General features: G+C 69.7%; 12 protein-coding genes. 2 read left to right on the forward strand and 10 right to left on the reverse strand.

The annotated features are described in order from the left end of the window. Positions 1-19: 19 nt before the first annotated feature. The 7 genes from ASG45_RS15165 to ASG45_RS15195 form a co-directional block, all read right to left on the reverse strand. On the reverse strand, positions 20-1,813 hold the full coding sequence (locus tag ASG45_RS15165; RefSeq protein WP_055839674.1) for an ABC-F family ATP-binding cassette domain-containing protein: 1,794 nt from the start codon (positions 1,811-1,813) through the stop codon (positions 20-22). 104 nt (positions 1,814-1,917) lie between these two features. Continuing rightward, complete coding sequence (locus ASG45_RS15170) at positions 1,918-2,850, reverse strand: ABC transporter substrate-binding protein (protein ID WP_055839677.1); 933 nt, start codon at positions 2,848-2,850, stop codon at positions 1,918-1,920. Then, positions 2,847-3,629, reverse strand: coding sequence for an ABC transporter permease (locus ASG45_RS15175; RefSeq protein ID WP_055839680.1), 783 nt, complete (start codon positions 3,627-3,629; stop codon positions 2,847-2,849). Before ASG45_RS15175 ends, ASG45_RS15170 begins: the two co-directional genes overlap by 4 nt. Then, positions 3,626-4,369 (reverse strand): ABC transporter permease, encoded by a 744-nt coding sequence (locus ASG45_RS15180; RefSeq protein WP_055839683.1) that lies wholly within the window; start codon positions 4,367-4,369, stop codon positions 3,626-3,628. The genes ASG45_RS15175 and ASG45_RS15180 overlap by 4 nt, the downstream gene beginning before the upstream one ends. Further along, positions 4,366-5,190 (reverse strand): ABC transporter ATP-binding protein, encoded by an 825-nt coding sequence (locus ASG45_RS15185; RefSeq protein WP_055839687.1) that lies wholly within the window; start codon positions 5,188-5,190, stop codon positions 4,366-4,368. Before ASG45_RS15185 ends, ASG45_RS15180 begins: the two co-directional genes overlap by 4 nt. A 13-nt stretch (positions 5,191-5,203) precedes the next feature. Beyond that, a complete protein-coding gene (locus ASG45_RS15190; protein ID WP_055839691.1) occupies positions 5,204-5,506 on the reverse strand; it encodes a DUF427 domain-containing protein in 303 nt (100 codons plus the stop codon). Positions 5,507-5,640: 134 nt separating this feature from the next. Then, entirely contained in the window at positions 5,641-6,573 is a 933-nt protein-coding gene (locus ASG45_RS15195; RefSeq protein ID WP_055839693.1) for a 4-(cytidine 5'-diphospho)-2-C-methyl-D-erythritol kinase, read from the reverse strand. Between the two features lie 239 nt (positions 6,574-6,812). On the opposite strand from ASG45_RS15195, the gene ASG45_RS15200 reads away from it, so the two are divergent. After that, complete coding sequence (locus ASG45_RS15200; RefSeq protein ID WP_055839696.1) at positions 6,813-8,393, forward strand: stealth conserved region 3 domain-containing protein; 1,581 nt, start codon at positions 6,813-6,815, stop codon at positions 8,391-8,393. Here the strand turns inward: ASG45_RS15200 and ASG45_RS15205 are convergent. Continuing rightward, positions 8,344-9,279, reverse strand: a complete 936-nt coding sequence (locus ASG45_RS15205) for a phosphodiesterase (RefSeq protein WP_055839699.1) — start codon at positions 9,277-9,279, stop codon at positions 8,344-8,346. The genes ASG45_RS15200 and ASG45_RS15205 overlap by 50 nt on opposite strands. Positions 9,280-9,519: 240 nt before the next feature. Further along, positions 9,520-10,359, reverse strand: a complete 840-nt coding sequence (rsmA, locus tag ASG45_RS15210; protein WP_055839702.1) for a 16S rRNA (adenine(1518)-N(6)/adenine(1519)-N(6))-dimethyltransferase RsmA — start codon at positions 10,357-10,359, stop codon at positions 9,520-9,522. A gap of 57 nt (positions 10,360-10,416) precedes the next feature. Between rsmA and ASG45_RS15215 the strand changes: the two genes are divergently transcribed. Further along, a complete protein-coding gene (locus ASG45_RS15215; RefSeq protein ID WP_055839905.1) occupies positions 10,417-11,877 on the forward strand; it encodes a sugar porter family MFS transporter in 1,461 nt (486 codons plus the stop codon). Between the two features lie 142 nt (positions 11,878-12,019). Here the strand turns inward: ASG45_RS15215 and ASG45_RS15220 are convergent, their stop codons facing one another. After that, positions 12,020-12,904 (reverse strand): TatD family hydrolase, encoded by an 885-nt coding sequence (locus tag ASG45_RS15220; protein ID WP_055839907.1) that lies wholly within the window; start codon positions 12,902-12,904, stop codon positions 12,020-12,022. Positions 12,905-12,941: the final 37 nt, after the last annotated feature.

The following is a 12,941-nucleotide window of genomic DNA, read 5'->3' on the forward strand; positions in this document are numbered from 1 at the left end:
GCGGGACCGGTGGCCGGAGTCAGCCGATGGCTTCGGTGAGCTCGAACCACGTCATCTCGAGCTGGTCGCGCTCGCTCTCGAGCTGCGAGATGCGCTGCATCTCCGTACCGAGGCCCACGTAGTCGCCCTGGTCGTGGTCGGCCAGAGCAGCCTTCGCCTTGTCGATCTGCTGCTGCAGCTTCTCGATGCGTCGTTCGGTGGCCGAGGCCTCTTTCTGCGCGGCGCGCAGCTCGGCGCCCTGCAGCCCCGGAGCCGTCGCCACGGTGCCGGATGCCGCGGACCGCGAGGGCTCGGCATCCTGGAGCGCGCGCAGCCGCAGGTATTCGTCGACGCCCCCGGGAAGGTGGCGGAGCTTGGCGTCGAGGATCGCGAACTGCTGATCGGTGACCCGCTCGAGGAAGTAGCGGTCGTGCGAGACCACGATGAGCGTGCCCGACCAGGAGTCGAGCAGGTCTTCCATGGCCGCGAGCATGTCGGTGTCGAGGTCGTTGGTGGGCTCGTCGAGGATCAGCACGTTCGGCTGGTCGAGGATGACGAGCAGGAGCTGCAGGCGCCGCTTCTGACCACCCGAGAGGTCTTTCACGGGCGTCGAGAGCTGGGCGCTCGAGAAGCCGAGGCGCTCGAGGAGTTCTCCGGGGGTGAGCTCCTTCGCCTTCGAGCCCGTACCGAACGAGTACGTCGTGCGCAGATTCGCGATCACCACGCGGACGGGATCGTTCATGTGCTGCTCGAGCTCGTCGAGGCGCTGGGTGAGGGTGGCGACCTTGACGGTCTTGCCGCGCTTCACGCGTCCGCTCGTGGGTTCGAGCGAGCCGGTCACCAGGTTCAGCAGTGTCGACTTGCCGGCGCCGTTGACGCCCAGAATGCCGGTGCGCTCCCCCGGTGCGATGCGCCACTCGATGTCTTTCAGTACGGTGTGGTCGCCGTACGTCACCCCGACATCGAGAAGGTCGACGACGTCTTTGCCGAGGCGCGCGACGGCGAGGGACTGCAGCGCGACGCGGTCGCGGATCTCGGGCACGTCGGCGATGAGCTCGTTGGCCGCGTCGATGCGGAACTTCGGCTTCGACGTGCGCGCGGGGGCACCGCGGCGCAGCCACGCGAGCTCTTTGCGCGCGAGGTTCTGCCGACGCTGTTCGATCGTCGCGGCCTGGCGGTCGCGCTCGACGCGCTGAAGGATGTAGGCCGCGTACCCGCCCTCGAAGGGCTCGACCAGGCGATCGTGCACCTCCCAGGTGGCGGTGCAGATCTCGTCGAGGAACCACCGATCGTGCGTCACGACGAGCAGGCCGCCGGCCGAGGGCGCCCACCGCCGCCGGAGGTGCCCGGCCAGCCAGGTGATGGCCTCGACGTCGAGGTGGTTCGTCGGCTCGTCGAGGAAGAGCACGTCCCAGTCGCCCGACAGCAGCTGGGCCAGTGCCACGCGACGGCGCTGCCCGCCCGAGAGGTCGCCGAGGCGCGCGTCCCACGGCAGGTCGCCCAGGAGTCCGGCGATGACGTCGCGCGTGCGCGCATCGCCCGCCCACTCGTGCTCGGCGCGCTCGCCGACGACCGCGTGGCCGATGGTCTCGTCGTCGTCGAGGGTGTCCTGTTGATCGAGCACGCCGACGGTCACACCGCCGCGCACCGTCACGCGCCCGCCGTCGGGCTCACGGATGCCGGCGAGCATACCGAGCAGGCTCGACTTGCCGTCGCCGTTGCGACCGACGATGCCGATGCGGTCGCCCTCGTTGACGCCGAGCGAGACGGAGTCGAAGACGACCTTGGTCGGGTATTCCAGGTGCAGGGCTTCGCCCCCGAGCAGATGTGCCATATCCGTCCCAGGCTACGCGGTGCGCGGGCTCGCGCGCTCTGCGCGAGGAACGACGGAGGCCGCCCCCGAGTGGGGACGGCCTCCGATGTTCGGGGTGAGCGGCCTCAGCTGAGACCGGCCTGCGAGAGCCAGTCCGCGGCGGCGGTGCTGGCCGACGCCTGCTCGCTGCCCTCGACGCGGTCGCGCAGATCGATGAGATCGTCGGTCGTGAGCTTGGCCGAGATGGCGTCGAGCGCGTCCTTCAGCTCCGGCGTGTCGATCGACGTGCTGAGCAGGGGAAGCACGTTCTGCGCGGCGATGAGGTTCTCGGGGTCCTCGAGCACGAGCAGGTTCTCGGCCTTCAGCGCCGGCGACGTCGTGTAGATGTCGGCGACCTGCACCGTGTTGTCGACGAGGGCGCGGACGGTGTCGGGGCCACCGAAGTCCTCGTAGGGCACGAAGGTCACGTTGCTGACGCCGTACACCGACGCGAGGCCCGGGAGGCCGTAGCCCAGCTCCGCGAACTGCGGGTTGGCGCCCAGGCTGAAGGGCTGGACCTTGGCGAGGTCGCCGATCGAGGTGAGACCGTTCGCCTGCGCGTACGACTGGGTGACGACGTAGGCGTCCTTGTCCTCCGCGGCGGCGGAGGCGTAGACGGTCAGGTCGTCCTTGGACACGGCATCCGTCAGCGCGGCGTCGACGTCTTCGGTCGTGCGCTGCGTGAAAGCGGTGTCGTAGTACGCCAGCAGGTTGCCGTTGTACTCGGGGATCAGGTTGATCGAACCGTCCTGCAGGGCGGGGATCGTCTGCTGACGCGGTCCGATGTTGAACTTCGTCTGCACGTCGAAGCCCTTGGCCTTCAGGGCCTGCGCGTAGATCTCGCCGAGGATCTCGCTCTCGGGGAACGCGAACGAGCCGACGACGATGGTGCTGGAGTCTCCTCCGGCATTACCGGTTTCGGGAGCGGTGGGATCCGCCTGCGAACACCCTGCCAGGGCCACGACGGCCCCGACCGCGATGACGCCGAAGGCGACCCGGCCTTTACTGAAAATGCTCATGCTGTGACATTCCTCTCTTGGGTTGGTGTTTCCACCACCGTCTCGGGACGGGACGCCCGTCGACGGAATCTGTTGCCGCGACCCCCGGAGACTGCTCCGGGGCCGCGGGTGAGTCGTTGCACGATCGCGAACAGCGCGTCCACCACGAGCGCGAAGGCCGTCACCAGGATGGCTCCGCCGAGGATGCGGTCGTAATCGTTGAGGCCGATGCCGCTGCTGATGATGCGGCCGAGCCCACCGAGACCGGCGTACGACGCGATGACCGCGGTGGCGATCACCTGCAGCGTGCCCGCACGGAGCCCGCCGATGATCAGCGGCAGGGCCAGCGGAATCTCGACGCGCGTGAGGATCTGCATCTCGGTCATGCCGATCGAGCGCGCTGCGTCGATGGCCGGTCGCGACACCGACTCGAGACCGGCGTAGGCACCCGCGAGGATCGAGGGGATCGCCAGGAGCACGAGGGCGACGGTCGTTCCCCAGAAGATGCCGGAGTTCCCCTTCACCAGGGCGCCCAGCACCATCGTGAGGAAGAACAGCACGCCCAGGGTCGGCAGCGCGCGCATGGCGCCCGTGAAGCCGATGACGAACTGTCGGCCGCGACCGGTGTGCCCGATGTAGAACCCGAGCGGAAGGGCGATCGCCGCGGCGATGACCACCGCGACCACCGTGTACAGCAGGTGCTCGAGGAGTCGGTCTTGGATGGGCAGGGGCGACACTCCGCCGGGCTGCCAATTCTGCGGCGCGAAGATCCACGCGATCGCGTCGAGGAAGAGATTCATGCGCGGCCCCTCGGAGACACTTCGTCGGCCGCTGCGGTGGGCTCGGTGCCCCCGGCAGCAAGGGGGGCGGCCACGACGGCGCGCTTGCCACGCCGCTGGGCGGCACGGTCCACCCTCGCCCAGGGCATGAGGATCCTGCCCGCGGCGACGAGGATGAGATCGAACAGCAACGCGATGAGCAGGGTGGCGACGATACCGACGCCGACCTCCTCGAGGTTGTTGCGCTGCTTGCCGTTGGTGAACAGGTAGCCGAGGTTCTCGGAGCCGATGAGCACGCCCACCGAGACCAAAGCGATCGTCGAGACCGAGACGACGCGCAGTCCCGCCAGCATGACCGGGCCCGCCAGGGGGAACTCCACCTGCCAGAACCGCCGCCAGGCCGAGAAGCCCATCGCGGTCGCCGCCTGCTTCGTCTCGGCCGAGACCGAGAAGAACGCGTCGGAGGTGGCACGCACCATGATCGCGACGGCGTAGATGGTCAGCGCCACGATGAGGTTGGTATCGCTCAGAACGCGCGTTCCGAGGATCGCGGGCAGGATGACGAACAGCGGCAGCGACGGGATCGTGTACAGCAGGCTCATGGCCGTGATCACCGTGCCGCGGGCGAAGCGGCCCGTGAGGGTCACCCGTCCGAGCGGGATCGCGATGAGGAACCCGAGCACGATCGGGATGATGCTCAACCGGATGTGGTTGAGGGTCAGATCGACGACCAGGGGGAAGTTGCCCCAGAGCCACGTCACGACAACGGCTCGTCTCTGAGCGCACCCTGCGTGCGTCCCGAGGCATCCACCACGACGGTGCCGTTCTCCGTCTGCTTGAGGTGGAGCGCCCGCTTGCCCTTGACCGCGCCGATGAAGCTCGCGACGAAGTCGGATGCCGGATTCTCGACGATCTCGCTCGGGCTTCCGACCTGCGCGATCTTCGCACCCTTCTCGAGGATGACGACCTGGTCGCCGAGCAGGAAGGCTTCGTCGATGTCGTGGGTGACGAAGACGATGGTCTTGCCGATCTCGCTCTGCAGGCGCAGCAGCTCCTGCTGCAGTTCGTCGCGGACGATCGGGTCGACGGCACCGAACGGCTCGTCCATGAGCAGGATGTTGGGGTCGGCGGCGAGCCCGCGGGCGACGCCCACACGCTGCTGCTGCCCACCCGAGAGCTGGCTGGGGTAGCGGTCGGCCATCGCGGTGTCGAGCCCGACGGTCTTCATCAGCTCGAGCGCGCGCGCACGGGTTGCCTTGCGGCTCTGCCCCTGCAGGACCGGCACCGTGGCGATGTTGTCGGCGACCGTGAAGTGCGGCAGCAGACCGGAGTTCTGCATGACGTAGCCGATGCTGCGGCGCAACTGCACCGCGGGCTTGCCGCCGATGTCGTCGCCGTCGATCGCGATCTCGCCCGACGAGGGCTCGACCATGCGGTTGATCATGCGCAGCAGCGTCGTCTTGCCGCACCCGGACGATCCGACGAACACCGTCGTCTTGCGCGAGGGGATCACCAGACTGAACTCGTCGACGGCACGCGTGCCGTCGGGGAAGACCTTGGAAACGGTCGAGAATTCGATCATCTGCGTGCCCGACTCAGTCGGAGACCACGACCTTACGGTCGAATGCGACGTAGCCGGCGAAATCCTTGCCGACGCGGTCGACGGCACCGGGGCGAAGGTCGGGGTACGACCACGCTCCGTCGGTGAGCTCGGCCCCGTCGAGCGAGATGGTCCAGTACTGGGCCGCACCCTTCCACGGGCAGGTGTACGCCGTGGGGCTCTGCTGGAGCGCGCCCTCGCGGACCGCGGCCGGCGGGAAGTACCAGTTGCCTTCGATGGACGCCAGGTCGTCACGGTCGGCCTCGGCGATGACGACGCCGTCGAGTACTGCCTTCATGGGGTCCCCCTTCGTGGTACCCCGCGGGTACGGCACCCTGCGGTGGCGATCCACCTCGGTCGAGGCTACCCAGGCGGAAATCACGCCAAGGCCAGATTGCCCTGTGTGACACGCTCGGGTATGGTGCCCGCCGGTCAGGCGACGCGGGCTCCGGCGACCGGACCGTGCACGTGGAGGGCGACGAGGCCGGCCGCGCTCAGGGTGATCTGAAGATCCAGGGCGGAGGCTTCGTCGGCGGCGAGGAAGGCCAGCGTGGGGCCCGACCCCGACACGATCCCCGCGAGGGCCCCGGAGCTCTCGCCCCGTTGCAGCACGCGCGCCAGGTCTGGACGCAGGTGCAGAGCGGGCGCCTGGAGGTCGTTGCGCAGGGTGGCGGCGAGCATGCGGGCGTCGCCCTGGCGCAGGGCGTGCAGCACGTCGGGGTCGACCGCGGGATCGCGGGGTGCGGGCCCGATGTCGACGGCGTTGCGCTCGCGGTGTGCGTCGAGCTCGCCGTAGACGACGGGCGTCGACATTCCGACCTCGTTGGGCACGAGCACCCAGTCGAAACGACCGCGCGCGAGAGCGGGACTCAGTTCGTCGCCACGCCCCGTTCCCACCGCCGTGCCACCCAGCAGGGCGAAGGGGACGTCGGCCCCGAGGCGGGCGCCCAGTCGCGCGAGTTCGCTCGACGGCATCCCGAGCCCCCAGAGCGCATCGCACGCCACCAGTGCCGCCGCGGCGTCTGCCGACCCGCCGCCCATTCCTCCCGCGACGGGGACGGCCTTTCGCACCGCGAGGTGCACGCCCCGATCGATCCCCGCCGTCTGGGCGAGCAGGCGCGCCGCCCGCACCGCCAGGTTGCGTCCGTCGGTCGGCACGCCGTCGACGTCGACCGGTCCGCGCGCGGCGACCTCGAGCGTGATGTCGTCGGCCGGTGTCGCGACGATCTCCTCGTACAGCGACACGGCTTGGAAAGCCGTCGCGAGCTCGTGATATCCGTCGTCCTGAACGTCGCCGACCTCGAGGAAGACGTTGATCTTCCCGGGCGCGCGCACGCGGACGGATTCGGACGACGCGGGGGTCATCGCCCCGCTCGCAGACCCGTGCGCCCGGCCGCGTCGCCGTGTGCGAAACTGGAACGTCGGCCCGCTTCCCGCCGTCGCTCACGCGAGGTCACGGGAAGGTCCGGGCCGGAACGCGCGATTCGAGTCACTCTTCGACAGTAGCGCGCCCCCCGTGTCGATCGGCGCCGCCGCCGAAACGCGACCGAAACGCCGGAACCATACGGTGTCCGAATCCCGTCCACCCCTTCCGAGGAGGCAGCATGCGCCCGATGGTCCCCCTGTCGATCGACGCCGATCCCTGGCGCGCCCTGCTGTCCCGGTCCGATATCCGGATGCACGACGGCATCCTGCACGTGATCGACGACACCGCCCCGCCCGCCCTCGCGGAACGCGAAGACCTGCTCACCGCGGCCGCTGCCATCGAGGCCGCGGGCGTGCGCGTGATGCTCGTTCGCGATGCCAACCGTCGCCCCAAGCTCGTCGTCGACACCGCCGACGCGATCGCCGCGATCGCCGCCCTGTGCGATCCCGACCTCGGTCCGGTGTATCTGAAGGCACGCGGCGAAGACCCCGTCCCGGCGCACAGCGTCGTGCCCGCACCCGGGACCGTCCAGGCATACGCCGTCTTCCGCCCCCGCACCTCTTCGGAGGGCTCGTACCGCTACGGCGCGGCACTGGCTCCCCGCTTGGAGCTGTGGCGTTTCGGCAAGACGACCATCGAAGCGCCCCGCCCCAGCGCCCTGACCCGACGTCGCTTCGACGCGGCCGATCTCGACCTGGTCGAGGTCGAGCGGTACGGCCGCACGTGGACGACGGTGTCGGGCATGTTCGATCCGCACCCCAACGAGTTCACCGCCGACGTCGACATGGTCTTCTCGTGGGTCGACGGCTCCTCGAGCGAGTTCCAGCGTCAGCGTGCCGCGCGCATGCAGGGCTACGTCGTGGGCGACGGCGACGACAACGCCGCCCGCTACCGCCAGGTCGACGAGCTTCGGTATGCGCTGCGGAGCGTGCACATGTACGCCCCGTGGGTGCGTCGCATCTTCATCGCGACCGACTCCCCCACTCCCGAGTGGCTCGCCGACCACCCCAAGGTCACCATCGTGCGCAGCGAGGAGTTCTTCGCCGATCCGTCGGTGCTTCCGACGCACAACTCCCACGCCGTCGAAGCCCAGCTGCACCGCATTCCCGGGCTCGCCGAGCACTTCCTCTACAGCAACGACGACATGTTCTTCGGTCGTCCGGTCACTCCCGAGCTGTTCTTCAGCGGCGGGGGCGTGAGCCGGTTCGTCGAGAGCGGAGTCCGCATCGGCAGCGGCCCGTCGCACGTCGACCGCTCCGGACACGACAACGCCCTGCGGGTGAACCGCGCGCTGCTCAAGGAGCACTTCAACCGCGTCATCACGCTCGACCTCGAGCACTGCGCGACGCCGCTGCGCCGCTCGGTGGCCTTCGAGCTGGAGCAGGAGTTCGCCGAGGACTACGCGCGCACCGCCGCCAGCCGGTTCCGTTCGGCGACCGACATCTCGGTGACCAACAGCCTGTACCACCACTACGCGCTGGCGACGGGTCGCGCGGTCATCACCACGCAGCCGCGGACACGGTACGTGCAGACCACGCAGCTCGATTCGCTGCGCACGATGGAACGCCTGGTCTCGCGGCGCGACACCGACATGTTCTGCCTCAACGACGGCAGCGTGCCCGAGATCCCCGAAGAGGTGCGCGTTCCCGCCCTCCGCGCCTGCCTCGAGCGGTACTTCCCGGTCGCCGCTCCGTGGGAGAAGCCGTCGGTCAGCGCAGAATCGGCAGCGGCGTCGTCGGCGGCGACACCCGTCCGCTGAGCTCGCGCGCGCTCGGCACCAGGATCCCGGCGTCGCGTAGGCGTCGCTGAGACTCGGCGGCGTCGACGTACTGCAGGGCCTCGGTGGCCGCCAGCGGCACGACCGAGTGCACGATCGTCTCGTCGTAGATGTGCACGGTGTTGAAGCCCTGCGCCGCGTCCTGCGGCCGGGTTCCCCCGGCGGGCACCATGAGGTCCTGCGTGTAGCAGGTGGCCGAGGCGACCGACACCGGGATGCCGGCGAAGGTGGCGAACGTGGAGTAGTGCAGGTGGCCGGCGAGGATCGCCCGCACGTCGGTGCCGCGCAGCACGTCGGCGAGGCTCCGCTGATCGCGGAGTTCGACCGAGGCGGCGAGGTCGAGCACGCTCGGCACGGGCGGGTGGTGCATCGCCAGCACGGTGCCCAGCGGGGCCGGGGTCGCCAAGACGTCGGCGAGCCAGGCCAGCTGCGCGGCGCTGACCTCGCCGTGGTGCGCGCCGGGAACCGAGGTGTCCAGCGTGACGATGCGCAGTCCGTCGAACTCGTCGACGCGGTCGACGGGGGCTGCAGGGTCGGCGCCGTCGTCGGGCAGCAGGTGCGAGCGGAAGGTGGCGCGATCGTCGTGGTTGCCCATCACCCAGACGACGCGGGCGTCGAGGCGCTCGGCGAGGGGGTCGACGAGCGCGCGGACGCGGTCGTACGCGTCGGCCTCACCGAAGTCGGCGAGGTCGCCCGTGAAGACGAGCGCCTGCGGCCGGATGCCGGACGCCTCGATCGACGCGACGGCTCGGGCGAGATACGCCTCGGCGTCGACCCTGTCGTAGAGCCGGCTCCCTCCCGCGCGCAGGTGGGTGTCGCTCAGGTGCAGGAGCACTCGCTCAGCGCGGGGATACTCGGCGTAACGCATCTCGTTCCTCTCGGGCCGTCGGGTACGACCTCGTCACCGGCGTGATGCTCCCGGTTGGCTCGAAATGTTACCGGCATGTTTCACGAACGCGTGATGAACACGGTGCGAATTCGCCCAGATGCCCCTCGATTTCGGTGCGAGAAGCGCGGCACGACCGCGCCCCCTCGGGCGGATCGGCGTCCCCCCGGCCGACCGTGCCCCGCGCCGAGCGCCGCCGCCCGACAGCGACAGCGCCGCACGTCAGAGGGCGGCGATACGGGCGTAGTCCTCCACCGTGAGCTGCTCGCCCCGCAGCGTGGGGTCGACGCCGGCTCTCTCGAGCTGAGCCGATGCCTCGGCTGCGGTTCCCCCCAGCACGGCCGACAACGCCTGGCGCAACATCTTGCGGCGCTGCTGGAAAGCGGCATCCACGATCTGGAACGTGCGGCGCCGGTGCTCCTCGGAGCCGCGTACGTCGGCGTCGCGCTCGAACGCGACCAGCACGCTGTCGACGTTCGGTACCGGCCAGAACACCTGGCGCGACACGGTGCCGGCGAGCCGCCACCGTCCGTACCAGGCCGCCTTGACGCTCGGCGCTCCGTACACCTTCGACCCGGGCGGGGCGGCGAGCCGCTCCCCCACCTCGGCCTGCACCATGACGACGCCGCTGCGCAGGTACGGGAACGTCTCGAGGAAGTGCAGCAGCACCGGCACCGAGACGTTGTAGGGCAGGTTCGCCACGAGGATCTCGGGCTCGCCCGGCAGCGACTGCACGCGTAGCGCGTCGGCGTCGATGACGGTCAACCGGTCGGCGGGCACATCGTGCGCTGCGGCGGTGGAGGGAAGACGCTCGGCGAGGCGGTGGTCGATCTCGACGGCCACGACCGAGGCACCGGTCTCGAGGATCGCGAGGGTGAGCGAACCGAGCCCGGGACCGATCTCGACGACACGGTCGGATGCCGAAACGCCGGCGACGTGGACGATCTTGCGCACGGTGTTGGCGTCGACGACGAAGTTCTGCCCGAGCTTCTTGGTGGGGGTGACGTCGAGGTCGGCGGCGAGCCGGCGGATCTCGGCGGCACCGAGCAGGGAAACGGGCATTGTTCCACTGTAGTCAGCCTCGCTGCGCGCTCCGGGTGACAGGAGTAGCGTGTGCGGGTGAGTCAGACCCAGTCGATCCCCGCGAACGCTTTCACCCTGCGCAGCCCCTTCGGTCGACGAGCCGTGGTGCTCTCGATCGCGGCGGCCGTCGGCGGCTTCCTCTTCGGATTCGACTCCTCCGTCATCAACGGCGCCGTGCAGTCCATCGAGACCGAATACACGAAGGCTCCGACCCTCACCGGCTTCGTCGTCGCGATCGCGTTGATCGGCTGCGCGGTGGGCGCGATCGCCGCCGGCGCCCTCTCCGACCGCTTCGGTCGTCTGAAGGTCATGATGATCGGCGCCGTGCTGTTCTTCGCGTCGTCCATCGGGTCGGCGCTGACGTTCAGCGTGCTCGACCTCACCATCTGGCGCGTGATCGGCGGGCTCGGCATCGGGATCGCCTCGGTGGTGGCTCCGGCCTACATCGCCGAGGTGGCCCCGCGTCAGATCCGCGGCAGCCTGGCGTCGTTGCAGCAGCTGGCGATCACGCTCGGCATCTTCGCCGCCCTGCTCAGCAACGCCGTCCTGGTCGGCATCGCCGGTGGCACCGCCGACAACCAGCTCTGGTGGGGGCTCGAAGCCTGGCGTTGGATGTTCCTCATCGGTGTGGTGCCGGCAGCGGTCTACGGTCTGCTGGCCTTCACGATGCCCGAGTCGCCGCGCTTCCTTCTCGCGCGCGGACGCACCGACGAGGCGCGGGCCGTCTTCGCCCGCCTCGTTCCCCCGGCCGACCTCGAGAAGACCCTCACCGAGCTCACCAACGGCCTCGAGGCCGACCGCCGCAACAAGAGCGCGTCGCTCGCGGGCAAGGCCCTCGGACTGCAGCCGATCGTCTGGATCGGCATCATCCTGTCGGTGTTCCAGCAGTTCGTCGGCATCAACGTGATCTTCTACTACTCCACGAGCCTGTGGCGGGCGGTCGGCTTCGACGAGAGCAACTCGCTGCTCATCGGCGTGATCACCTCGGTGACGAACGTGCTCGTGACCCTGATCGCCATCTGGCTCGTCGACCGCGTCGGCCGCAAGCCCCTGCTGCTGGTGGGCTCGGCGCTGATGGCGCTCTCGCTCGGCACGATGGCCCTGGCGTTCTCGTTCGCCACGGGCTCGGGGCAGGACGTCTCGCTCCCGGGTGCCTGGGGTCCGGTCGCGCTCGTCGCCGCCAACCTCTTCGTCGTCGGGTTCGGCGCGTCATGGGGACCGCTCGTGTGGGTGCTGCTCGGCGAGATCTTCCCCAGCCGCATCCGCGGCAAGGCCCTCGGCGTCGCCGCCGGCGCGCAGTGGCTGGCCAACTTCCTCGTGTCGTGGACCTTCCCGCAGCTCGCCGACTGGTCGCTCACGATCACGTACGGCGCCTACGCGTTCTTCGCGGCGCTGTCGTTCGTCTTCGTGCTGTGGAAGATCCCCGAGACCAAGGGCATGGAACTCGAGCAGACCGAAACGTTGTTCGTACGCAAGCCGAAGAAGCAGAAGAGCTGACAGGATCCCTCCATGACGAACAACTCGAAGTCCCACGAAGAGATCCGCGAAGAGCGCGAAGCGGCGCAGAAGGAGAAAGACCGTCTCGAGCGCGCCGAAGAGGCGCGACTCGACGACGAGAAGCGCTGAACCCTGCGCCGGCCTAGAACTCCCCGTAGACCTCGAGCGTGTTCGCGGCGACCTGCGCGGCGAGCTCGTCGGCATCGATCCGCAACTCGGCCGCCAGGAACCGCAGCGTCACGGGGATGAGGTACGGCGCGTTCGGGCGGCCGCGGTAGGGCGCCGGGGTGAGGAACGGGGCGTCGGTCTCGACGAGGATGCGCTCGCGCGGCGTGACGGCCAGCGCGTCGCGCAGGTTCTGCGCGTTCTTGAACGTGACGTTGCCCGCGAACGACAGGTAGTACCCGCGGTCGGCCGCGATGCGCGCCATGTCGGCGTCGCCCGAGAAGCAGTGGAACACCGTCTTGTCGGGAGCGCCGACGCGCTCCAGCGTCTCGAGTACGGCCTCGTGGGCGTCGCGGTCGTGGATCTGCATGGCGATGCCGTGCTTCTTCGCCAGCGCGATGTGCGCCTCGAACGACCGCATCTGCGCCGGGATGCCGTCGGCCTCGGTGCGGAAGAAGTCCAGGCCCGTCTCGCCGATCGCCCGCACGCGCGGCTCGGCGGCGAGCTCGTCGATGACCGCGATCGCGGCATCCAACTCCCCCGCCCGCTCGTACACGGGGGCCTCGTTGGGGTGCACGGCCACGGCCGCGAGCACACGCGGGTGCGTGCGCGCCGCCCACGCCGACCACCGCGACGAGTCGATGTCGCCGCCGGCCTGCACGACGCCGTGGACACCCACCGCCAAGGCCCGCTCCAACTGCTCGTCGAGCGACAGTCCGGTGTCGCCGTCTTCGATCTCGAGGTGCGTGTGGTTGTCGTAGACGGGCACGCCGAGCGGCTCGGGCGCGGGCGGGTAGCTCACGTCGCGGCGCCCGTCGACCGAGCGCTCACGCACGTACTGGCTGGGATCGACGCCGTCGATGGTTCCGCGAGGGCGCTCGACGGGCGTGGAGCCGGCG

The sequence above is a fragment of the Microbacterium sp. Leaf436 genome (genome assembly GCF_001424715.1).
Classification (GTDB): Bacteria; Actinomycetota; Actinomycetes; order Actinomycetales; family Microbacteriaceae; genus Microbacterium.

Bases quoted from the DNA above. Each gene is read 5' to 3' on its own strand.
- rsmA (WP_055839702.1), bottom strand. From the start codon at position 10,359: ATGCCCGTTTCCCTGCTCGGTGCCGCCGAGATCCGCCGGCTCGCCGCC.
- ASG45_RS15195 (WP_055839693.1), bottom strand. From the start codon at position 6,573: ATGACCCCCGCGTCGTCCGAATCCGTCCGCGTGCGCGCGCCCGGGAAG.
- ASG45_RS15205 (WP_055839699.1), bottom strand. From the start codon at position 9,279: ATGCGTTACGCCGAGTATCCCCGCGCTGAGCGAGTGCTCCTGCACCTG.
- ASG45_RS15170 (WP_055839677.1), bottom strand. From the start codon at position 2,850: ATGAGCATTTTCAGTAAAGGCCGGGTCGCCTTCGGCGTCATCGCGGTC.
- ASG45_RS15165 (WP_055839674.1), bottom strand. From the start codon at position 1,813: ATGGCACATCTGCTCGGGGGCGAAGCCCTGCACCTGGAATACCCGACC.
- ASG45_RS15185 (WP_055839687.1), bottom strand. From the start codon at position 5,190: ATGATCGAATTCTCGACCGTTTCCAAGGTCTTCCCCGACGGCACGCGT.
- ASG45_RS15190 (WP_055839691.1), bottom strand. From the start codon at position 5,506: ATGAAGGCAGTACTCGACGGCGTCGTCATCGCCGAGGCCGACCGTGAC.
- ASG45_RS15175 (WP_055839680.1), bottom strand. From the start codon at position 3,629: ATGAATCTCTTCCTCGACGCGATCGCGTGGATCTTCGCGCCGCAGAAT.
- ASG45_RS15200 (WP_055839696.1), top strand. From the start codon at position 6,813: ATGCGCCCGATGGTCCCCCTGTCGATCGACGCCGATCCCTGGCGCGCC.